The following is a 21,754-nucleotide window of genomic DNA, read 5'->3' on the forward strand; positions in this document are numbered from 1 at the left end:
GCGACCATGCGGTCATGACAGTTCCGACTCCGGGGGTGCCCAACTGGGTGGATCTCGGGACCGCCAACCTGGACGACGCGGAGCGCTTCTACACCGGCCTGTTCGGCTGGACGGCGCACGTTTCCGGTGACGACTACGGCGGCTACCTGGTGTTCAGCCTCGACGGCCGTCCGGCGGCGGGCGCCGGACCACTGTTCGGCACCGGCCAGCCCACCGCGTGGAGCACCTATATCGCCACCGACGACGCGGATGCCGTGGCCGGCCGGGTCGAGGCGGCGGGCGGCCGGGTGCTGGTGGCACCGTTCGACGTGATGGCCCAGGGCCGCATGGCCGCCTTCCTGGACCCGGCGGGCGCGCCGTTCAGCGTGTGGCAACCGGGCACCATGCCCGGCGCCGAGGTCTTCGACGTGCCGGGCGCGCTCACCTGGAACGAGCTCACCACCCGCGACGTGGAGGGGTCGAAGACCTTCTACGGCCAGGTGTTCGGCTGGACGTGCCGGGACAGTTCCATGGGCGGCGTGCCGTACGTCGTGTGGGAGCATCGTGGCGAGCCGATCGCCGGCATGCAGCCGATGATCGGCGAGCAGTGGCCGGACGACCTGTCGCCGCACTGGATGATCTACTTCGCGGTGCGGGACTGTGACCGGTCCGCCGCCCTGGCCCACGAGCTCGGCGGGCGGGTCGTGCACCCGCCGACCACCCTGCCGATGGGCCGGTACGCGGTGTTGGAGGATCCGCAGGGCGGCACGTTCTCCATCCTGGCCAGCGACCGGTAACGGCCGACGGGCCGTCATCCGGCCGGGCGGATCGGCACCACCAGCGGTCCGTGCTCGCCCTCGATCACCCGTACCCGCACCCGGTAGTGCTCGGCCAGCAGGTCCGCGGTGAGCACCTGCCGTGGCGTGCCGGCCGCCGCGACACGGCCCCCGGCCAGCAGCACCATCCGGTCGGCGTACTCCCCCGCCACCGACAGGTCGTGCATGGTGGCCAGCACGGTCAGGCCGCGGGCCACCCGCAGCCGGTCGACCAGTTCCAGCACCTCCTGCTGATGGCCGATGTCCAGGGCCGTCGTCGGCTCGTCGAGCAGCAGCACACGCGCGCCCTGCGCGAGCGCACGCGCGAGGAAGACCCGCTGGCGCTCGCCGCCGCTCAACGTGTCCAGTTGCCGGCCGGACAACCCCGTCAGGTCCAGGGACTCCAGCACCTCGTGCGCCGCGGCCAGGTCGGCCGCGGACTCGCGGCCCAGCACCGGGATGTACGGGGTACGCCCGAGCAGCACGTAGTCGAGCACCCGCATGCCCGGCGGCACCACCGGGCTCTGCGCGACGGTGGCCACCGTGCGGGCACGTTCCCGCCGGGACAGCGTTTCCACGGCCCGGCCGTCGAGCGTCACCGAGCCCCGGAACGGTAGGACGCCCCCGATCGCGCGCAGCGCCGTGGACTTGCCGGCCCCGTTGGGCCCGATGACGGTCACCCACTCCCCCGCGCCGACGTCCAGATCCACGCCGTCGACGATGCGGCTGCCGCCCAGCGAGATGCCCAGCCCCCGCACCACGATCATGAGCTGACCGACCTCGCGCCGGTGCGCAGCACCACCACGAAGAACGGCGCGCCGAAGAACGCCGTCACCACGCCGATCGGGATCTCCGCCTGCCCGCCCGCGGTACGCGCCACCAGGTCGGTGAGGGCCAGGAAGGCACCGCCGTAGAGCACCGACAGCGGCAGGATGATCCGGTAACTGGCACCGGCCAGCAGGCGCAGGGTGTGCGGCACGATGATGCCCACGAATCCGATCAGTCCGGAGACCGAGACCGCCGCCGCCGTACCCAGGGCGGCGGCCAGCACCAGCACGTACCGGCTGCGCTGCGGGTGCAGCCCCAGGCCGGCCGCCTCGTCGTCGCCGACGGTCAGCACGTCGAGTTCCCGGCGCTGGGCGAGAACCACGGCGGAGGTGATCACCGCGTGCGGGAGGATCAGCAGCACGTCGTGCCAGCCGGCGGTGGCGAGCCGGCCGAGCAGCCAGGCGTAGACCTCCCGCAGCGCGTCCAAATGCCGTTGCAGCAGGAAGGTCTGCACCGCGCTGAGGAACGCGGACACCGCCACCCCGGCCAGGATGAGCGTGGCCGGGGTTCGTTCCCGGCCCCCGGCGGTGCCCAGCAGCCAGGTCAACGCCACCGCGCCGACCGCGCCGAGGAACGCGGCCGGCGGAACCCCGAGGGGCAGGTTCGAGGTCGCGTCGCCGACGGCCGCCCGGCTGACGATCACCGCGGTGACGCCGAGGCCCGCGCCCGACGCGACGCCGAGCAGATGCGGGTCGGCCAGCGGATTGCGGAAGACGCCCTGATAGGCGGCGCCGGCCAGGGCGAGCATCGCGCCGACCAGCAAGCCCAGCACCACACGTGGCAGGCGGAGCTGCGTGACGATGGCGATCTCCCGCTCGGACAGGCCGCTGTGCAGGTGCACGCCGGGAAGGAGGTTGAGCAGTTCCAGCGCCACGCTGCCCGGGGGCAATCCGACCGGTCCTAGCGAGACACCCAGGACCAGCGCGAGCAGCACCGAGGCCACCCCACCGAGCAGCCAGCCCGGACGGACGCCCGGGGGCCGCGTCGGCGCGTCGGTCACGCGCACGGTCCCCGGCGGTCCCGGCCCCCCATGGTCACGCCGGGACCGAAGCCAGGGCGTCGGCGATCGAGCGGGCCAGATCGACCACCCGAGGCCCCCAGCGCGAGGCGATGTCGTCGTCGAGCGCGACGATCTGCCCCGTGCGCACGGCACTGATGCCCGACCATCCGGCGCGGGCCTGCACCGTCTCCGGCGACTGGTCGCAGCATTTGGCGTCGGCCAGGAAGATCATGTCGGGGTTCGCCTTCAGCAGGGTCTCCTGCGACATTTGCGGGTAGCCGCCTTTGGCACCGTCCGAGTCCGCCGGGTCCGCGACGTTCGTCAGCCCGAACAGCGAGAAGATCGAGCCGATGAAGGTCGTGGACGTCACCGAGTAGAGCGTCGGATCCAGCTCGTAGTAATACGACAGCGGCGTGCTCCGCTGAGGCGCTCCGGCCACGATCTTGTCCAGGTCCGACTTCATCCGGGTGGTGAGTGCCTGCGCCTGGTCCGGGTGGCCGGTCAGCGCGCCCAACTGCCCGATCTGCGCGTACGTGTCGTCCAGGGTCGCCGCCGCCGGAGCGAGGAAGGTGGGCACCTTCAACGTGGTGAGGCGGTCGACAATCTTGTCGATATCGTTCGATATCACGACCAAATCCGGGTTCTTCGCCGCGATCGCCTCGGCGTTCGGCTTGTACCCCGACAGATCGGTCCGCGGCGCGTTCGCCGGATGGTTGGACTGTTGGTCCACCGCGGTGACCTGGTCACCCGCCCCGACCGCATAGAGGATCTCGGTCGCGGTGGCCGACAACGACACGATCCGGTCCGGGCGCCGGTCCAGGGTCACCGATCCCACCGTGACGGGGAACGAGGCGGCCGAGTTCGCCGACGGCTCCACGCCCGGGGCAGCATCGTCACCGCCCGCGCATCCGGAGATCAGCAGGGCCGCCATCGCGGTCGCGGCGGTGAGCAGGCGTCGTCGGAACATCGGATCCTCCTGTCGGTCGGGCCGTGGTGCTTCGCCGACAGGGCCCGACATTCAGGCGTCCGTCCGCGAGGCGCCCCTCCCCGAGAGCGCTGGTTCGCGACCGGCATTCAGGCGACCTGGCTGAGCCTCGATGGGCATCACAGTTGCGGGACAGCGCCGGATTCGCACCGGCTTCGCTGAGATGCGGTCACCGAAGACGCTATCCCACGGGCGCGCTATCCGCGGTCGCCCGGCTCCGCCGCCCGGTCACCGGCCGCCGCCGCTTCCTCGTCGCCGGCCAGAGCGGCGCGGAGACGTTCCTTCTCCGCGCGTCGGCGGGACGAGGCCGACTCCAGTTGCTCGGCCATCTCGTTGCGCCACTTGGCCAGCAGGAAGTAGCCGAAGCCACCCGACGCCACCAGCGCGATCATTGCCTTGACCAGCAGGTTGAGTGGCACCGGAAGCAACAGCACGAAGATCACCACGAACAACCCGAAACGGCCGAGCGTGTATTTGACGGCGGCGCTCATGAGACGACTCCTCGTCAGCCGGCGCGGTGGCTGAGCCACCGCAGGCCGTAGAACCAGACCAGGCTATAGACCACCACCGACGCGGCGGCCCCGACCGTGCCACTGACCAGCGGCGGGAAAGTCTGCGCGGCCAGCCCGGCCAGCGTCATCCCGGCCGCCAGCCCGAAGCCGACGCCCAGAATGGCCACCACCACCCGATAGGCGCCGTACGTGGCCGCGCGGAACTCCTCGACGAACAGCCAAAGCGGCAGGATCAGGCTGAGCCAGCCGCTCGCGTGGCCGAACTCGGACAGCCGCAGCAGCGACATGATTCCCTCGTACGCGAGCAGCACGACGAAGCCGATCGTCTGCCCACCCAGGGCCACCCCGATGAGATCGGGCGCGGCGGCGACGCGGCCGTCCGCGTCTCGGCGGGGTCGGCGAGCGCTGCGTGTGTCGGTCATGGCCCTTCGAGGGTACGCCCGCGTCCCGGCCGCCCTATGCCCAGACCTGCTGTGGTTCGCTGCGCCGCTCGGCGAGACCGGTGGGCTTGTCGTACTCCCGGACCACCTCGTAGCGCGTGTTGCGTTCGACCGGCTGGAAACCCGCGTCCCAGATGAGGTGGAGCAGGTCCTCCCGATGCATGGTGGTGGGCGTGCCGTACGAGTCGGCGTCATGCGTGATCTTGTATTCGACGACCGAACCGTCCAGATCGTCCGCCCCGAAGTTGAGCGACAACTGCGCGACGGACAGCCCGTGCATCACCCAGAAGCACTTCACATGCGGCACGTTGTCGAGCATCAACCGGGAGACCGCGAAGGTCTTCAGCGACTCGGCCGGGGCGGCCATGGTCGTCCGCGCCTGGATGCGGTTGCGGATCTTGCCGTCCGCGGAGTCCACGAAGTCGTGCTGATAGCGCAGCGGAATGAAGACCGCGAACCCGCCCGTTTCGTCCTGCAGTTCGCGCAGCCGGAGCACGTGGTCCACCCGATGCCGCGGCTCCTCGATGTGGCCATACAGCATGGTGGCGGGAGTGCGCATGCCTTTGGTGTGCGCCAACCGGTGAATGCGTGACCAGTCTTCCCAGTGGCAGTTGTGGTCGACGATGTGCTGGCGGATCTCCCAGTCGAAGATCTCCGCCCCGCCGCCGGTGAGTGACTCCAGGCCGGCATCCATCAACTCGTCCAGAATCTGATCGGCGGACAGCCCGCTGATCTTCTCGAACCACTGCACCTCGGTGGCGGTGAAGCACTTGAGCTTGACGTTGGGCAGCGCGGCCTTCAGCTCGCGCAACACCTTCGGGTAGTAGCGCCACGGCAGGGTGGGGTGCAGGCCGTTGACGATGTGCAGCTCGGTGAGCTGCTCGTCCTCCATCTCCTTGGCCTTGCGGACGGCCTCGTCGATGCGCATCGTATAAGCGGCCTTTTCGCCCGGCTTGCGCTGGAACGAGCAGTAAGCACAGCTAGCCGAGCAGACGTTGGTCAGGTTGAGATGCCGGTTGACGTTGAACATCACCCGGTCGCCGTTCATCTCGGTGCGCTTGTGGTGCGCCAGCCGGCCGAGCCAGGCCAAATCGTCGCACGCGTAGAGGTCCTCGCCGTCCGCGCGCGTCAGCCGCTCGCCCGCGTAGACCTTGGCCTCCAACTCACGCCGACGGCCGGCGTCGAGCGTGCGCCCCGGCAGATTCTCTCCCGACCCCATGTGCGGCCCCTCTCCGTTCGCTCGTCGTCGAGCCTACGTCCGATCTCCGACAAGATCCCTCCGGGAGCGCGCCGAGGCGGCGTAGCTCACCAGAGATTCAACGATTCACAGCGGGCTCTCACCTTCGATCAATCGACAGCGATGTGTCGCGTGGGGTATGACCTTTATGGGGCACGGACAACTCGGGACGCACGATCCGGGAGACGGACGGGGAGCGCATGGTCGACGACAGCCGGCGGCAAGGCGGACATCACGGACCTCCGTGGTGGCGCCCGATGGCCTATTCCGCGGCCACCGCCGCAGCCATCGCCGCGCTGTTCACACCGTTGCCGGCGGTGGCCGCACCGGCCGCACCGCCAGCCGCTCCGGGCGTGCCCGCGGTGCCGGACGCCGGGCTGCCGCCGACGCCGATCGGCACCCTCTTGATGCCCGGCCAGACCGCACCCTCCTCGACGTCGACCTCGGTGTCCACACCGTTGCCGTCCGGCGTCGCCACCAGCCCACTGCTCACCAAGATCGAAAAGCTTCGTGACGAGATCGCCGCGAAGGGCGACGACCTGATTCGTCTCGGCGACGAGCGGGACATCGCGAAGGCCCAGGCCAGCACCGCGGACCAGAAGGTCGCCACCACCGACGGGGCGTTCGCGCAGGCCCGCCGGGAGGCGGCTCGGGCCGCCGTGGAAGCGATGCACGACGAGGCGGCGCTGCCGCCCGGCGCCACCGGGTCCGGCCTGGCCGACCTGGACGCCCTGGCCCGCATCCAGCGCGGCGAGTCGGCCAGCGAGCAGTCCGCGTCCCGCCAGCTCGCCATCGCGCAGGCGGCGCAGGCCGCAGCGCACGTCGAGCAGCAGACCACCACCGCCAAGGCCGCCGAACTGTCTCGTCAGTACGACAAGCTCAACGCGGAGATCACCGAGCTGCAGCAGGAGCTGCAGGACCTGGAGAGCCAAAACCAGGACGAGATCTCCGCGGCGGAGGCCGCGGAGAACGCCGCGGACCTGCAGCTAGGCGCGGAATACACCGCCGGTTCCCGACCCGGCCAGGGTGCGGACCCACGGGCGTTGGGCGCCTTGCAGTACGCGCTGGCCCAGCGCGGCGACCCGTACGAGTGGTCCGAGGAGGGGCCGGACAGCTTCGACTGTTCCGGGCTGATGTTCGCGGCGTACCGCAGCAAGGCAGGCGGCAGTTTCCCTCTGATGCGGGTTTCCCGCGACCAGTACTACCAAACGCGCAAGAAGGTCGTGGACCGCTACTCCCTGCTGCCGGGCGACCTGCTGTTCTTCAGCTCGACGAACAGTTGGACGGGCATCCATCACGTGGCGATGTACGCCGGCAGCGGCATGATGGTCGAGGCGCCACGGACCGGCCTGAACGTCCGGTTGACCCCCGTCCGCTGGACGAGGTTGTTCCAGGCCACGCGGGTGTACGGCTCGGTCAACGGCGGCGCCAGCGCGCCGGACCTGTCGCAGTCGGGCGGCAACTCCGGTGGCGGCAGCTCCAGCGGCGGCAGCTCCAGCGGGGGCCACTCCAGCGGCGGCAGCTCCAGCGGCGGCAGCTCCAGCGGCGGCAGCTCGGGCGGCGGCCACACCGGTGGCACCAAGCCGCCGACTTCCGGGCATCCGTCCGGCTCAGCGACACCGTCCGGCTCAGCATCCCCATCCGGCTCAGCATCCCCATCCGGCTCAGCATCTCCATCCGGCTCAGCATCTCCATCCGGCTCAGCATCTCCATCCGGCTCAGCGACACCGTCCGGCTCAGCGACACCTTCCGGCTCAGCATCCCCGTCCGGCTCGGTCTCCCCGTCGAAATCCGCGCAGCCGTCGGAATCCGCGCAGCCGTCGGAATCGGTATCGCCGTCGGCCTCGGTGTCGGCCACGCCGTCCACGTCCTCTTCCCCGTCCAAGACGGGGACGCCGTCCAAGACGGGCACGCCGTCCAAGTCCGCCACCGCGAGCGCCTCCCCGGCCGGTGAGACATCGGAGCCGACGACCGAGGCCAAGCCGTCGTCGGCCAAGGCCAAGCCGTCCGAGACGGAAAAGACCCCCTCGTCGGAAAAGGCCGATTCTTCGCCGTCTTCCTCCGGTACGACCGAGGTCTCCCCCACCGGGTCGGCATCCGCCTCGTCGGGCACCAAGTAACCTTCAGCGACCGGTTCGCGAAAACTTTTCGCGAGACCATGTCGCGGCCGAGGCCAGGCCGCCGTTCGGACTGCGCCGGAGCGCTTCGCGGTACAAACCTCGACGGCTCGGCGTCGGATGCGCACCCTCGCCACCATGTGGCACGGTTAGAACCAGCGCCCGGCGTCGCCACCGGCGTCGGCACGCGGTGATCAGGAGGATCCATGGAGGAGCAGCAGGCGAGATCGGACAGTGAGCGTGGTCAGCCGCCCGCTGCTCGGACGCCCGCGCCGGAGGCGGAGGGTTCCGGTTACCGGTTGCCGCCGCCGCCCGCCCCCGGGACTCTGTGGCCGCGGCCGACCGCCACTACCGCCGCCGCCCCGGTGACGCCCCCATCCGGCGAGGCGAAGGACCTGGCCGGCCCGGCTCGTCCGGTCTCCGCCGCCCCGGGCGCCGGGGCCGCACGGGTGCGGGTGCCCGGCGCTCTGCAAGCCGACCCGGGCGACCTGGATCATTCCGCATGGCCGAGCGGCCAGGCGAAGGTCTATGGCAGCCGGACGCCCGGCCCCCGGGCGACGACGCTGGCGGACCAGCCGGAACCGGCGGGGCCATCACGCCTTGAGCTGGGCGACCCCGAGCCGGAGCGCCCCGAGCCGGAGCCCGACCATCCCGAGCCCGGCAAGCCCGAGCCTGACGAGCCCGAGCCGGAACGCCCAGACCCCGACCACCCAGAGCCGGAACGCCCCGAACCGGAACGCCCCGAACCGTCGCGGCCCGCCCCTCGGCCGGGCGAACCACCGCTGCCGCCGAGGCCTGGCGAGCCCTCTCCGATCCGGCCGGCGCCGGGGCCGTTCCCCGGCCCCGAGCCGGGCCCGTTCCCCACTCCGTCGCCAGAGCCACGGCCCGCACCGACGCCACCGGGGCCGAACCCCGTGCCGCCCGGCCCCGGGCCCCATCCCGTCCCGCCGGGCCCAGGGCCGAACCCGGTGCCGCCCGGCCCCGGGCCGAACCCGGTGCCGCCGGGACCCGGGCCGAACCCGGTGCCCGGTCCGCCGATGCCCGGCCCGATGTTCCCCCCGCCGCAAGCCGGTGGTGGAAACGGGTTGCCGTCGTACACGATGCCGCCGACCAGTGGCGCAGCCCTCGGCCCGGCACCCCTCGGCAGGCCGTCGAGCTCCCCGCCGTTCGAGCCTCCGTCCAGCACGCCGTCGTTCGGTGGGTCCGGCGGTCAGGGCGGCCCATTGCGTCCCAACAGCGGACCCGAACAGCCGTTCGGGGTCGGCGGTCCGGACGATTTCCCTCGGCCGTACGGCGGATCCGCGGCGTCCGCGAGCGCGCCGCCGTCCGCGTCCGGCCAGAGTGGACCGGCGTGGGCGGATCAGGAGTCTCAGAACCGCCCGCACGGCACCGTCTACGGTGGCGCGGACGAATACTCGCCGATCGACATGACCATGCCCGTGTCGACCAATCCGGTGGAAAACTCCGGTTCCCTGACCGGGCACATCCTGGCCCAGGGCTGGGACCGGGGGGTGGACAACAACCGCCGCAGCAACGTCAAGGTGGCCGTCGCGATGGCCATCGTCCTGTTCGTTCTGGTGGGCGTGAGCCTGCTGTTCCTGTTGACCGCCGGGGACGCCTTCACGGACATGCTCCACGGAGTGTTCCAGGGCTGAGTCTGGACAGCAGTGCCTCGCTGCGCCTAGAGTGTCTCGGTTGAGCCGGGGTGAGCCAGCACACTACCGGCTAGGAATGCGGGCGGCGGCAAGAACGTTAACCCGTACACTGATGACAGTAACTGACGCGGCGTGCCCACACAGTGCACGCCACGGGCGTTCTTGCGGGTTCTTCGGCAGTCGGCTGCACAGGCGCAGCGGGCCATTCGCGAGCGTGCGCCCCCGTAGAGAGGTTCTCTTGACCACTTTCGCTGACCCCAGCACGTTCCCGTCCGTCTTCGAATCCCCCACCGATGCCGCGTCCCCCGAGGCCCCGGCCACCCCGGCCGACGAGGCCGGCGGCACCCCGGAGACCGCTGCCACACCCGCTCCGATGACCTTCGCCGATTTGGGCCTGCCGTCCGAGATCGTGCGCGTGCTCAACCGTGACGGCATCACCACCCCCTTCGAGATCCAGGCCGCCACCATGCCCGACGCGCTCGCCGGACGGGACGTCCTGGGCCGCGGGCAGACCGGTTCCGGCAAGACCTTGGCGTTCGGCCTGCCGGTGATGACCAAGATGGCGGCCGGCCGCCGCGCCGCACCGCACCGCCCGCGCGCCCTGATCATGGTGCCGACGCGGGAGCTCGCCATGCAGGTGGTCGATGCGCTGATGCCGATCGGCCGTGCCGTCGGCGTCTTCCTGAAGACCGCGGTCGGCGGCGTGCCGTACGACCGTCAGATGGATGCGCTGCGCCGCGGCGTTGAGGTCATGGTCGCCACGCCCGGCCGGCTGGCCGACCTGATCGAGCGGGGTGCCTGCAGCCTCGACGAGGTCGAGATCACCGTCCTGGACGAGGCCGACCAGATGGCTGACATGGGCTTCCTGCCGGAGGTCACCGAGTTGCTCGCGAAGACGCCGGGGAACGCCCAGCGTCTGCTGTTCTCGGCGACCCTCGACGGCGACGTCGACGCTCTGGTCAAGCGGTTCATGACGGATCCGGTCACGCACTCCACGGCCCCGGCCGAGGCGAGCGTCTCGACCATGGATCACCACATGCTGCTGATCCCGCCGCACGACAAGTTCCCGATCACCGCGTCGATCGCCAACCGTCCCGGTAAGACCATCGTTTTCGCGCGTACGCAAATGGGTGTCGACCGGCTGGTGGAGCAGTTGTCCGCGGTGGGTGTGCGGGCCGGCGCCCTGCACGGCGGCAAGACCCAGCGGGTGCGCACGCGCACGCTTGCCGAGTTCCGCGAGGGCCGGACCAACGTGCTGGTGGCGACGGATGTGGCCGCCCGGGGCATCCATGTCGACGGCATTTCGCTGGTCATGCACGTGGATCCGCCCAAGGACCCGAAGGACTACCTGCACCGGGCCGGTCGCACCGCGCGCGCCGGCGAGTCCGGTGCGGTGGTGACGCTCGTGCTGCCGAAGCAGCGCCGCACCACGCAGGCCATGTTGACCAAGGCCGGTGTGGCACCGGACGAGGTACGGGTGCGCCTCGGCGATTCGAAGCTGTCGGATATCACCGGGGCGCGCGAGCCCAGCGGTGTTCCGGTCATCGACGAACCGGAGCCGCGCCGCGAGCGGCCGAAGCGCTTCGGCGACCGTCCCCGCGGCGGCCAGGGATGGCGTCGCGACGGCGAGTCGCGTGGTTACGACCGCGGCGGGCGCGGCCAGGGCCGCCCCGGCGACCGGCCGTACCGGGACCGCGACTTCCGCGACCGGGACAACCGCGACCGGGACTTCCGCCCGCGGGACGGCCGCGACCGCGACTTCCGGGACCGGGACAACCGCGACCGGGACTTCCGCCCGCGGGAGGGCCGGGACCGCGACTTCCGGGGCACTGACCGCGGTTACGGCGATCGGCGCGACCGCAAGTTCGCCGACCGGCCGTCGGGGGAGCGCAGCTCCGGGTCGTTCGGCGATCGGTCGCGCGGCGATCGCGGCTTCGGCGACCGGCCGGCGCGCAATGGCGACCGGCCCGGAAACTTCCGCCGGGACACGCAGCGCAACGACCGGCACGACGGCGACCGCCGGTACGGCTCGCCGCGACCGGCTCGCACCCACTGAACCTGCCACGTGGCGAGGCCCGCAGGCGCCGCCGCTGGTCGGCGGCGCGCAACCGACGGGCTCGATGCCAGGTTGAAAAGGTTCACTGAGGTGGCCTGATACACGCCTGAGACTGGCGCGTCGATCATGAGATCGGCGCGCCAGTCTCTTGGCTTTGTGGGCGCACTGTCCGGCCACAGATTTCAAGGTCGGCGCGGACATGCGTCGACCTGCCGGCAAAGCCCGGCCCGCCGCGAGCAGGTGGCCGGGCGGTAGCGTCGGCGTCATGTCCACCGCTCCCGCGGCTCGATTCTGGCGCCGCCTCGACACCGCCGGCACCGAGCACGCCCTGCTGGACCACCGCGACGGCCTGTACGCCCGGGGCGCCGCGCTCGCCGTCGACCCGGTTCCGTACACGTGCCGGTACGAGTTGCAGACCGATCCGTCCTGGGCGACGACGCGGCTGGACGTCAGCACCGAGGGCGCCGGGTGGGCTCGTACGGTCCGGCTGGAGCTTGCCGCCGGTCGCTGGCGTGTCACCACCGCCGAACGGGGCGACCTGGACGCGGTGCTGTCCGCCGCCGGGCATGCCGGCAGCGGGCTGCCCGGGACCGAGGATCCCGACCTGCTGTACGGCGCGTTCGACGTCGACCTGTCCGGGTCTCCGCTCACCAACACACTGCCGATCCGGCGGCTCGGCCTGTTGGACGCCGAGCCGGGCGTGGCGCATCGCCTCAGCGTCGCCTGGGTGCTGGTACCGAGCCTGGAGGTGCTGCAAGCGGACCAGATCTATACGCCCGGCGGCACGGGCGTCGTCCGGTTCGCGTCCGAGACGTTCAGCGCCGACATCGCGGTGGACGAGGCCGGCTTCGTAACCGCGTACCCGGGGCTGGCCGAGCTGGTCAGCTAGGTCCGGCCTGCGGGCGGTTCTCCCACTTGGTGGACAGCGCGATCGCGGTGCGGGTGGAGGCGACCCCACGCGTGCGGTTGATCCGCACGATCAGTTGTTCCAGTTCGGCGATGGTGCCGACCCGCACGATCAGTTGGTACGACTCGACGCCCGCCATGAAATAGCAGGACTCGATCTCCGGCATGGTCCGGACCGCCGCCAGGACGTCGTCGGTGTCCGCCCCGGAGTCCTCCACGATGCCGATGAGGGCGGTCACGGCCAGCCCGATGGCTTCGTGCTCGACCTCCGCGTGGTATCCGCGGATGGTCCCGGCCGCTTCCAGCTTGCCCACCCGCTCGTGCACGGCCGGCGCGGACAGTCCGACCTTGCGGGCGAGTTCGGCGTATGAGAGGCGGCCGTTCTCCCGGAGCAGGTCGATGAGCCGACGGTCGATGGAGTCCATGGATCAAACCCTAATCGGCGTGGCACCGTCGACTCACGCCCGGTAGCGGAGATGCTGAGCCAGGATAATGATCACTGTCGCAATCGGTGCTTTTTCCGCATTTCACGGACTTGGTTCTGGGGCGGTGCTCTAATGGCTTTACGTCCCGATCGAGCAAGCCGACACGCACCGTGACCACGGCCGCTCCAAGAACCGACGCGAGGAGGGGGTTGTGGACACTGGAGATCGTCTGCTGACGCCAGGCGAGGTGGCCGCGTTGTTCCGCGTCGACCCCAAGACGGTGACCCGCTGGGCCGCCGCAGGGCGCATCGGCAGCATCCGCACTCCGGGTGGACACCGCCGATTCCGTGAATCCGAGGTACGCGCCCTGCTGGAAGGCGAGGGCGTAGTCGAGGAGATGCGCGAGGACGACGCGGCGAGCCGACCCCGCAACAGCGGACCGACCAACCCGGGTTCGAGCTATGGACCACCCAACGGGCTGCGCTGAGCGTTCAACTCGCCCGCCCACCGGGTGAACAGCGTGTGCGGTACGCCCATGGCGTCCAGCACCTTGCCGGCGACGAAGTCGATCAACTGGCCGGCGCTCGCTTGCGCACCGACGGAGTAGAAGCCGGGGCTGGCCGGCAACACCACAGCCCCGGCATCGTGCAGGGCCAGCAGGTGCTCCAGGTGGCTGCGAGTCACCGGAGTCTCCCGCGGCACCACGACGGTCCGCCGCCGTTCCTTGAGCGACACCTCGGCGGCGCGTTGCAGCAGGTCCTTGGACAGCCCGATGGCGATGCCCGCGCACGCCGCCGTGCTGGCCGGAACCACGACCATGCCCCGGGCCGGATACGAACCGCTACTCGGTCCCGCCGCCAGGTCTCCGGCCGGCCAGTACGCGAGGTCGCCCAGGTCCCGGCCGAGCCAGGCGGACACGTCGTCCTTCCAGTGGCCGTCCCGGACGCTTGCGCCGGTCTCGTCCAGCAACGTGAGCCGGGCCGCCCGGGACACCACGAGGTCGACCGCCTCCCCGGCGTCCAGCAGGGCACCGATGACCGAGCGCGCGTACGGCGTACCGGAGGCACCGGAGACGCCGACGATCCATGGTGTTCGCATGGTCCCAGCATGCCCGCTCGGAGGTGATGCCCGCCGGTGACCGGCGCGGCTCACCCCAGGCGGGCTTGGACCGCGAGGTCGAGCACGGCGAACAGGAACAGCGCGATGCCGACGAATCCGTTCGCGGTGAAGAACGCCCGGTTCACCTTCGAGAGGTCCGCGGGCGTGACGACGATGTGCTGGTAGCCGAACGCGGCGGCGGTGAGCAGCAGGCCGATCCACCACAGCCAGCCAAGACCGGCCAGCACGCCAAACCAGACGAACAGCGCGAAGGTCACCACGTGCGTCGCGGTCGAGACGTGCAGGGCGACACGAACCCCGAAGCGCGCGGGCGTGGAGTGCACCCCGATCCGCCGGTCCACCTCGACGTCCTGGCAGGCGTAGATGATGTCGAAACCGCCGATCCACAGCCCCACCGCGGCGCCCAGCACCCACGCCGGGCCGGAGCCCGCGAACGTCCCGGTGATCGCCAGCCAGGCACCGACCGGGGCCACCGACTGCGCCAGGGCGAGCACGTAGTGCGGGAAGCTGGTGAACCGTTTCGCGTACGGGTAGATCACCAGCGGCACCACCGCCAACGGTGACAGCAGCAGGCAGAGCGGGTTGAGCAGGCCGGCGGCGAGGAACAGCAGGGCCAGCGAGACCAGGGCGCCGGTCCAGGCGGTACGCACGCTGACCGCGCCGGTGACCAGTTCGCGGTTGCGGGTGCGCGGGTTCAGCGCGTCGATGCGGCGGTCCAGGATCCGGTTGGCGGCCATCGCGAAGGTGCGCCCGGCCACCATGGCGACGGTGACCAGCAGCAGGTCGACCCAGTGCACTCCGGAGCCGTCCACGGCCATCGCGACCAGGGCGGACAGATAGGCGAACGGCAGCGCGAAGACGGAGTGCTCGATGGCGACCAGCCGCAGGAACGCCTTGACCCGGCCCGGACTCTCGGCGACGTCGGTCACGAGATCCCGTACTCCTTCCAGCGTTTGTCCACCAGGCTGGTGATCTCCGGCGACATGGTCATCTCCTCCGGCCACCCCCTGGTGTATCCCTCGGACGGCAGCTTACGGGTTGCGTCGATGCCCGCCTTGCCGCCCCAGAACTGCTGGTAGGAAGCATGATCGAGATGGTCCACCGGACCTTGGGTGAGCAGCAGGTCGCGGTCGTAGTCGACGTTGCCGAACGCCCGGAACGCCACCTCGCGGTAGTCGTGCACGTCGCAGTCCTCGTCCACCACCACGATCAGCTTGGACAGCGACATCAGATGCGCACCCCACACCGCGTTCATGATCTTCTGGGCGTGTTTGGGGTAGCGCTTGCGGATGGACACGATCACGCAGTTGTGGAAGACCCCGGCGGCGGGCATGTCGTAGTCGACGATGTCCGGGATGAGCATCCGCAGCAGCGGTAGAAAGATGCGCTCGGTGGCCTTGCCCAGCCCGTGATCCTCCTGCGGCGGCTTGGACGTGATGATCGAGTGGTAGACGGGCCGGCGGCGCATGGTCATGCACTCGATGTGCAGCACGGGGAAGGGCTCGACCGGCGTGTAGAAGCCGGTGTGGTCGCCGAACGGGCCCTCCGGCATCCGCTCGCCCGGTTCGAGATGGCCCTCCAGCACGATCTGTGCCTGCGCCGGCACCTGCAGCGGCACGGTCAGGCAGTCCACCATCTCGACCCGCTCCCCGCGCAGGAAGCCGGCGAACAGGTACTCGTCGATGTCGCCGGGAAGCGGCGCGCTGGCGGCGTAGCTGACCACCGGGTCGCAGCCGATCGCGACGGCCACCGGCAGCCGCTCGCCGCGGCGTTCCGCGACCGCATGGTGCGCCGTGGAGTCCTTGTGGATCTGCCAGTGCATGCCCAGCGTGTTCCGCGAGTGCTGCTGCAACCGGTAGAGGCCGAGGTTGCGCTTGCCGGTCTCCGGGTGCTTGGTGTGCGTCAGCCCGTAGTTGTGGAAGACACCGCCGTCACCCGGCCACACCTGCAGGCCGGGCAGCCGGTTCAGGTCCACCTCGTCGCCGCGCAGCACGACCTCCTGGCAGGGCGCGGACTTTACCTTCTTCGGCGGTACGGACTTGAGCTGCAACACCTTGCCCAGCCCCTCGCGCACCCCGGACCAGCCGACCGGCAGCTCGGGCTTGATCAGCGCGCCGATCCGGTCGCCGACCTCGTCCAGCGTGTCCACGCCGAGCGCCATGGCCATGCGCCGCTCGGTGCCGAACAGGTTGACCGCCACCGGCATCTCGCCGCGGGTGGGCCGCTCGAACACCAGCGCCGGACCGCCGGCGCGCACGGTACGGGTGACGATCTCGCTGATCTCCAGGGTGGGGTCCACCGGCACGCTCACCCGCCGCAGCTCACCGGCTCGCTCCAGGGCGGCCAGGAAGCCTTGCAGGTCGGGGTACGGGAAACGGGCAGCCATGGTCACCAGTCTGGCACTGCCGTCCGGGGCGACCGGTTCGGTACGCGAACACGGCCTCATTTCTACGCTCCGTGTTCGTCACAGTTCGTAGTGTTGGACCTTGCGGGCGTCGCGCCGCGTGCAAACGCTCTCTCGGGCCGCGCGTCGCGGGCGTCGCGAAGAATCGAGATGCCGAGAGCTTTCCGTGCCCGTGGCCACGGGCGTCATCCGCTTTCCCGGCACGGCCCGGAGGTGTCGAAATCGCGGTGCGAAAAAATCACCGAAAGTCCTGGCGGCATCCTGGAGAGCAGCGCCGAACGTCCCCACTGAACGCCTAATAAGCTGGTGAAACGGCGGCCGAGCAGGGCCGCGGCAAGAGTTGCCACGACCCGTGCCGCCCCCGTCACGGATCGACGTCGATCATGTCGCCGCGACGACGCTCGTCGACCGGAGCACCCCAGACGAGCGCGGCGACCCACGCTTGAGTCGCCGATCCGACGGAGCGCATCGTCGATCTCTTGAAGCCCCAGCCCGGACAAGATCGCGGATTGTGCCAATCGATTCGCTGCGTAACTAGACAGTGGATAATGCCGAAGGATTGATGCACACTACGTCACACGGCGTTGCGATCGTCCGCCAACGATCCCCGCCCTTTTTCTTGTGCGAGGGGCACGAGATCCTTTATTGGCGAACGAGCGGGAGTCCTTTCCGTGATCCATTTACTTCCCTCGGCCGGTGCGGCATGAGGCCGGGCGTCCCCGCGCCCCGCGCGGGCAGGGACGAGCAGCAGTCGGGGTCCCCGGCGACGGATCCGGTCGCCCAGCGTGATCAGGACCGGGCCATGCGGGCGGCCCTGGAGTTGGACGGGCCGGCCGCCGGGACCCGGCTCGCGGACCAGCTCCGTCTGGCATGGGTGGCCGCCGGCCGACCTTCCATGTCGACCCTCGGCGACCACGTCGGATACAGCAAGGCCACCATTTCCAAGGTGCTCTCCGGCAAGATGGCCCCGGCCTGGCGCCTGGTCGTCAAGCTCGGCCGAGAGCTCGGCGTCTCCACCGCCACCGTGCAGCAGGAGTGGCACCCACTGTGGATCGCCGCGGACAGCCACCGCTGGCGGGTGCCGTCGTCGTCGCGTCCGGCCTACGGGGCCGGCGAATCCTGTCAGACCTGCGGTTGCTGGGTGACCGACATCGACCGGCACCGCGCCTGGCACGAGGATCTGAACGAGCGGACCGCGCGGGCTGCCGAATCACTGCGATGGGCCACCCTGCGGGACGCCTTACCCCGCCGAGACCGCCCGTGACACCGCCCCGCGCCTAGGGACGGCGCGGGAGCGTGCCCGTCACATCCCGCCCGCGTTGGCGTAGGAGTGCAGCCCGGTGAAGAACAGGTTCACGCCGAACAGGTTCATCAGCATGGTGGCGAAGCCGAGCAGCGCGATCCAGGTGGCGGTGGTGCGCTTGACGCTGGGGGTGGCACGCGCGTGCAGGTAGCAGGCGTAGACGACCCAGGAGATGAACGCCCAGACCTCCTTGGGGTCCCAGCCCCAGTAACGGCCCCAGGACGCCTCCGCCCACAACGGCCCGGCGATCAGCGCGCCGAAGGTGAACAGCGGGAAGGCGAACGCGTGCAGGCGGAAGGTCAGCCGCTCCAACGTCTCGGCCGCCGAGACGCGCTTGCCGAGCGTGTACGGGAAACGGCGCTTGCCCTGGTCGTACCCGCTGCGGATGAGGAACATCGTGGCGGGAACCGCGCCGAGCAGCAGGATGCCGGACGCGATGATGATGGTCGACACGTGGATGAGGAACCAGTAGGAGTGCAGCGCCGGGACCAGCGGACCGACCGGCGTGTACGCGACGAGGGCGGCTGCCCCGTTCAACACGACCAGACAGAGGGCGACGAACAGGCCGAGATGGCGGACGCCGGGTCGGCGGGTCAGCACGACCATCCAGGCCACCGACCCGACAAAGGTGACCGACAGGATGAACTCGTACATGTTGCCCCACGGCATCCGCCCCGCGGCGAGGCCGCGCGTGACGAGGGTGCCGAGGTGCAGCAGCACGCCGAGCGCGTTGACGCCGACCGCGACCTTGCCGAAGAGCGCACCCCGGTCGAGCGGCGTGCGAGGCGGTGCGGACGACGCGGGATCGGAGGGCGGAAGGTCACCGGGGACCTCCACGGCATCGGTAGGCGCGCCGGCACCGACCAGTTGCCGCGCCGGGCGTACCGCGGCGCGGCCGACGCGGCTGCGGTTGCCGAACGCGTACTCCGCGGCGTAGCTGACCATCGCGGCCAGATAGGCCAGCACGGTCAGTGCCATCAGTTGATTCGACAGCTCCGCCATCAGGGCGCCCTCCCGTCGTCGGCGGCGGCCTCCGCTGCGACGGCCGCGTGCACCAGCTCGGCGAACTCCTCGCCGAAGCCGGGATAGTCGGTGCGCGGCAGGCCACCGGCCTCCACCAAGCTACCGCCGCGCTCGTCGGCGTCCGGTGCCGGGGGAGAAATCCGGAACCACACGCGGCGCCGATGACCGGCCAGCGACAGCATCAGCCCGATCAGGCCGGCCACCGCACCACCGAGCACCAGGGCCTGCGTCGGGTCGTAGCGGACGGCGAGCGTGACGAACGGCCGGGTGCCGAGGAACTGCAGCGTCGAGCCGTCGTCGAGCGTCCAGGTGTCACCGGGCGTGAGCTTGCGCGGTCGCGCACCGCTGACATTCGTCAGTTGACCGCTGGCGATCTGGGCACGGTTGAGCGCGTACACGGATTCGGGATTGCCCAGGTCGACGCCGAGGTCGCCGCGGTACGCGGTGAGGAAGAGCGCGGGTGAGCGTTCCTGCGGGTAGGCCGAGCGGGGTGAACCGTCCGCGCTGACCGTGGGCAGGTATACGCCCTCGAACCCGACTTGCAGGTCGGGGTTGCGCTTGTTGGTGGCCGGGTCGATGTTGACATCCGGGAACTTGGCCGCGCCCTCGCTGGTCAGCATGCCGTCGGTGGGCAGGAAAGGTACGACCTTCGTCTGGCTCACGCCGTACCGGTCGGTGAACCGCAGGATCGGCGCGTATCCCTGGCCGAGCAGGTGCACGTTGGCGTGGTGCAGACGCAGCGGATCGTTGACGGTGAACCGGCGACGGTGCACCGGGCCGCCGTCCTCGGTCACGTCGACCGTGGCCATGAAGCTCTTCGGCTGGCCGGTGGGCTGGAACGTGGCCTGGAACCGGGTCAGGTTGAGGCAGAACCGGGGCAGGTCGGCGGGTTGCACCCGGGGACCGAGGGACGACTCGTCGTACTGCGTGACCGCGTTGCAGAAGCCGGTGTCGGCGCCCTGGACGAGCAGACGGTTACCGTGCCACCCGTACCAGGAACCGAAGCCCACCCCGACGAGCACCGCCAGCAGCGCCACGTGGAACAGCAGGTTGCCGGTCTCCTTGAGGTAGCCCTTCTCGGCGGAGACGATCCACGTCCCGGCGTCGTCCACCGCCGCGCGGGTGCGGAAGCGACGGCGCCGCAGCACCGCCGCCACGTCGGCGGCCACCTCGGCGGGCGCGCCCGGTCGTGGCGTCCCGGGCATGTGCTGCGGCAGCCGCCCGAGTCGACGGGGTGCCGACGGCGGCGGTGTCCACAGCGAACGCACCTGGTCCACCAGCCGGGGCAGCACACAGCCGATCAGGGAGGTGAACAGCAACAGGTAGACCGCGGCGAACCAGGCCGACGCGTACACGTCGAACCCGCCCAGCCGATCCACCACCGGCGCCAGGTCCGGGTGCTGCCGGAAGTACGTCGCGACCCGCTCCGGGCTGACCTTGCGCTGCGGCAGCACCGAGCCGGGAATCGCCGCGACCGCGAGCAGGAAGAGCAACACCAGGGCGGTACGCATGCTGGTGAGCTGGCGCCACGAGTTGCGCAGCAGCGCCAAGACCGGGTTGCTGCGGCGCGGCGGCGGCGCGGCAGGCGGGGCGGGGCGGTCTTCGACGACTGTCACAGCCATGTCCCCGCGTTGAAGTCGAGGGTGGTGCGCAACCAGATCAGGAACTCGTTCCAGCCCCCGGTGACCAGCGCCAGCCCGATCAGGATGAGCAGCGCCCCACCGACACGGGTCACCCAGCGGCTGTTGCGGCGGACCGCCCGGAACACCCCGAGCAGCTTGCGGAAGAACAGGCCGAACAGCACGAACGGCACCCCGAGCCCGAGGCTGTACGCCATCGCCAGCACCACCGACCGGTCGGTCTGGCCGCTGGTGGTGGCCAGCGCGAGCACCGCGCCCAGGGTCGGGCCGACGCACGGCAGCCAGGAGAGCGCGAACAGCGCGCCGAAGATCGGCGCGCCGATCAGGCCGGCCGCCGGGAGCCGGCGGATGCGGACCTCCCGTTGCATCCCGGGGATCAGCCCGAGATAGCCCACGCCGAGCACGATGACCAGGACGCCGAGCACCACGTTGAGCGCGTCGGCGTGGGTCAGCATGGTGCGGCCGATGTTCGCGACGAGCGTGGCGAGCAGCGTGAACACGACCGCGAAGCCGAGGACGAACAGCGAGGTGCCGGCCAGAATGCGCCCGTACCGGCCGGGCTCACGCGGCGCGGGCCGGGACGCGTCCAGGTCGGAACCGGCCAGGCCGGTCACGTACGACAGGTAGCCGGGTAGCAACGGCAGGACGCACGGGGACAGGATGCTGACCAGCCCGGCGAGCGCCGCCACGCCGATCGCCAGCAGCAGCGGGCCGGTGCTGGCGATGTCCGCGAATCCGGCGCCCATCAGCCGGTCCCCTCCGCGGCGATGCTCTCCACCAGGGGCTGCAACTCGCTGCGGGCCACCTCCCGGCGCACCGCGGCGGCGATCCGGCCCTGCCGGTCGAGGACCAGCGTCGACGGGGTGCTGGCCTGCGTCACGTCGAACTGCAACGCGACCTTCGAGTCCGGGTCGTAGATGCTCGGATAGGTGATCTGACCGCGTTCGAACGCTCTCGCCGCGTCACGGTCGTCGCGGATGTTGACGCCGATGAAGGCCACGCCCTTGGCCTTGGTCGCCTGGTAGGTCTCCTCCAGGTCGTCCGCTTCGGCCCGGCACGGGTTGCACCATGAGCCCCAGAAGTTGACCACCACGACCTTGCCACGGTCCGCCGCTACGTCGTACGTGCCACCGTCCAGCCGTTCGCCGGTCACCTCCCGGGCCGCGGGACGGTCCTGCGGATCGCACCGGATGACACCGTCGGCGCCGGTCGCGCACTGCTTGGCCCAGCCGTCGTCGCCGCAGCCGGTCGTCGCCGCCACGCTCAGCGCGACGACGGACAGCAGCATGGCCCGCAGCGCGGACCTGGAC

The 21,754-nt window shown here is 70.7% G+C and carries 21 protein-coding genes and 1 riboswitch; of the genes, 7 read left to right on the forward strand and 14 right to left on the reverse strand.

The features are described 5' to 3' along the window. Positions 1-14: 14 nt before the first annotated feature. The gene (locus IEY73_RS17085; protein ID WP_189080200.1) at positions 15-776 is read left to right on the forward strand and encodes a VOC family protein; all 762 of its coding nucleotides are present in this window, start codon (positions 15-17) and stop codon (positions 774-776) included. Positions 777-790: 14 nt separating this feature from the next. Here the strand turns inward: IEY73_RS17085 and IEY73_RS17090 are convergent, their stop codons facing one another. The 6 genes from IEY73_RS17090 to mqnE form a co-directional block, all read right to left on the reverse strand. Then, complete coding sequence (locus IEY73_RS17090; protein ID WP_189080201.1) at positions 791-1,561, reverse strand: ABC transporter ATP-binding protein; 771 nt, start codon at positions 1,559-1,561, stop codon at positions 791-793. Continuing rightward, on the reverse strand, positions 1,558-2,622 hold the full coding sequence (locus IEY73_RS17095) for a FecCD family ABC transporter permease (RefSeq protein WP_229715899.1): 1,065 nt from the start codon (positions 2,620-2,622) through the stop codon (positions 1,558-1,560). Before IEY73_RS17095 ends, IEY73_RS17090 begins: the two co-directional genes overlap by 4 nt. A 34-nt stretch (positions 2,623-2,656) precedes the next feature. Continuing rightward, positions 2,657-3,589 carry an ABC transporter substrate-binding protein gene (locus IEY73_RS17100; protein ID WP_189080203.1) on the reverse strand — a complete coding sequence of 311 codons (933 nt, stop codon included), beginning with the start codon at positions 3,587-3,589 and terminating at the stop codon, positions 2,657-2,659. A 115-nt stretch (positions 3,590-3,704) separates the two neighbouring features. Next, positions 3,705-3,761: riboswitch (cobalamin riboswitch) on the reverse strand. 43 nt (positions 3,762-3,804) lie between these two features. Next, complete coding sequence (locus tag IEY73_RS17105) at positions 3,805-4,098, reverse strand: DUF4229 domain-containing protein (RefSeq protein ID WP_189080204.1); 294 nt, start codon at positions 4,096-4,098, stop codon at positions 3,805-3,807. A 14-nt stretch (positions 4,099-4,112) separates the two neighbouring features. After that, complete coding sequence (locus IEY73_RS17110; protein ID WP_189080205.1) at positions 4,113-4,541, reverse strand: hypothetical protein; 429 nt, start codon at positions 4,539-4,541, stop codon at positions 4,113-4,115. Positions 4,542-4,575: 34 nt separating this feature from the next. Beyond that, entirely contained in the window at positions 4,576-5,778 is a 1,203-nt protein-coding gene (mqnE, locus tag IEY73_RS17115; RefSeq protein WP_189080206.1) for an aminofutalosine synthase MqnE, read from the reverse strand. A 275-nt stretch (positions 5,779-6,053) separates the two neighbouring features. On the opposite strand from mqnE, the gene IEY73_RS17120 reads away from it, so the two are divergent. The 4 genes from IEY73_RS17120 to IEY73_RS17135 all read left to right on the forward strand — a co-directional run bounded on the left by IEY73_RS17120 (position 6,054) and on the right by IEY73_RS17135 (position 12,513). Beyond that, positions 6,054-7,916 carry a C40 family peptidase gene (locus tag IEY73_RS17120; protein ID WP_189080207.1) on the forward strand — a complete coding sequence of 621 codons (1,863 nt, stop codon included), beginning with the start codon at positions 6,054-6,056 and terminating at the stop codon, positions 7,914-7,916. A gap of 1,097 nt (positions 7,917-9,013) precedes the next feature. Then, entirely contained in the window at positions 9,014-9,568 is a 555-nt protein-coding gene (locus tag IEY73_RS17125) for a hypothetical protein (RefSeq protein WP_189080208.1), read from the forward strand. 238 nt (positions 9,569-9,806) lie between these two features. After that, the gene (locus IEY73_RS17130; RefSeq protein WP_373292803.1) at positions 9,807-11,624 is read left to right on the forward strand and encodes a DEAD/DEAH box helicase; all 1,818 of its coding nucleotides are present in this window, start codon (positions 9,807-9,809) and stop codon (positions 11,622-11,624) included. Positions 11,625-11,889: 265 nt separating this feature from the next. Then, the gene (locus IEY73_RS17135) at positions 11,890-12,513 is read left to right on the forward strand and encodes a putative glycolipid-binding domain-containing protein (protein WP_189080209.1); all 624 of its coding nucleotides are present in this window, start codon (positions 11,890-11,892) and stop codon (positions 12,511-12,513) included. On the opposite strand, the gene IEY73_RS17140 is transcribed toward IEY73_RS17135, so the two are convergent. Further along, positions 12,506-12,955, reverse strand: coding sequence for an Lrp/AsnC family transcriptional regulator (locus IEY73_RS17140; RefSeq protein WP_189080210.1), 450 nt, complete (start codon positions 12,953-12,955; stop codon positions 12,506-12,508). The genes IEY73_RS17135 and IEY73_RS17140 overlap by 8 nt on opposite strands. A gap of 211 nt (positions 12,956-13,166) precedes the next feature. On the opposite strand from IEY73_RS17140, the gene IEY73_RS17145 reads away from it, so the two are divergent. After that, positions 13,167-13,442 (forward strand): BldC family transcriptional regulator, encoded by a 276-nt coding sequence (locus IEY73_RS17145; RefSeq protein WP_189080211.1) that lies wholly within the window; start codon positions 13,167-13,169, stop codon positions 13,440-13,442. Here IEY73_RS17145 and IEY73_RS17150 read toward each other — a convergent pair. The 3 genes from IEY73_RS17150 to IEY73_RS17160 are packed head-to-tail and all read right to left on the reverse strand — an operon-like array spanning position 13,415 to position 16,460. Continuing rightward, positions 13,415-14,053, reverse strand: a complete 639-nt coding sequence (locus tag IEY73_RS17150) for a UbiX family flavin prenyltransferase (RefSeq protein WP_189080212.1) — start codon at positions 14,051-14,053, stop codon at positions 13,415-13,417. The genes IEY73_RS17145 and IEY73_RS17150 overlap by 28 nt on opposite strands. Positions 14,054-14,103: 50 nt before the next feature. Next, positions 14,104-15,024 carry a menaquinone biosynthesis prenyltransferase MqnP gene (mqnP, locus tag IEY73_RS17155; RefSeq protein ID WP_189080272.1) on the reverse strand — a complete coding sequence of 307 codons (921 nt, stop codon included), beginning with the start codon at positions 15,022-15,024 and terminating at the stop codon, positions 14,104-14,106. Beyond that, on the reverse strand, positions 15,000-16,460 hold the full coding sequence (locus tag IEY73_RS17160; protein WP_189080213.1) for a menaquinone biosynthesis decarboxylase: 1,461 nt from the start codon (positions 16,458-16,460) through the stop codon (positions 15,000-15,002). The genes mqnP and IEY73_RS17160 overlap by 25 nt, the downstream gene beginning before the upstream one ends. Before the next feature lie 721 nt (positions 16,461-17,181). Between IEY73_RS17160 and IEY73_RS17165 the strand changes: the two genes are divergently transcribed. Continuing rightward, a complete protein-coding gene (locus tag IEY73_RS17165) occupies positions 17,182-17,742 on the forward strand; it encodes a helix-turn-helix domain-containing protein (protein WP_189080214.1) in 561 nt (186 codons plus the stop codon). Positions 17,743-17,781: 39 nt separating this feature from the next. On the opposite strand, the gene ccsB is transcribed toward IEY73_RS17165, so the two are convergent. The 4 genes from ccsB to IEY73_RS17185 are packed head-to-tail and all read right to left on the reverse strand — an operon-like array spanning position 17,782 to position 21,732. Beyond that, on the reverse strand, positions 17,782-18,783 hold the full coding sequence (ccsB, locus tag IEY73_RS17170) for a c-type cytochrome biogenesis protein CcsB (protein WP_189080215.1): 1,002 nt from the start codon (positions 18,781-18,783) through the stop codon (positions 17,782-17,784). Beyond that, positions 18,783-20,420: a cytochrome c biogenesis protein ResB gene (resB, locus tag IEY73_RS17175; RefSeq protein WP_189080216.1), complete on the reverse strand. Its 1,638-nt coding sequence runs from the start codon at positions 20,418-20,420 to the stop codon at positions 18,783-18,785. The genes ccsB and resB overlap by 1 nt, the downstream gene beginning before the upstream one ends. After that, on the reverse strand, positions 20,417-21,190 hold the full coding sequence (locus IEY73_RS17180) for a cytochrome c biogenesis CcdA family protein (protein WP_189080217.1): 774 nt from the start codon (positions 21,188-21,190) through the stop codon (positions 20,417-20,419). The genes resB and IEY73_RS17180 overlap by 4 nt, the downstream gene beginning before the upstream one ends. After that, a complete protein-coding gene (locus IEY73_RS17185) occupies positions 21,190-21,732 on the reverse strand; it encodes a TlpA family protein disulfide reductase (RefSeq protein ID WP_189080273.1) in 543 nt (180 codons plus the stop codon). Before IEY73_RS17185 ends, IEY73_RS17180 begins: the two co-directional genes overlap by 1 nt. Positions 21,733-21,754: the final 22 nt, after the last annotated feature.

Source organism: Mangrovihabitans endophyticus (assembly GCF_014646155.1).
GTDB lineage: Bacteria > Actinomycetota > Actinomycetes > Mycobacteriales > Micromonosporaceae > Actinoplanes > Actinoplanes endophyticus.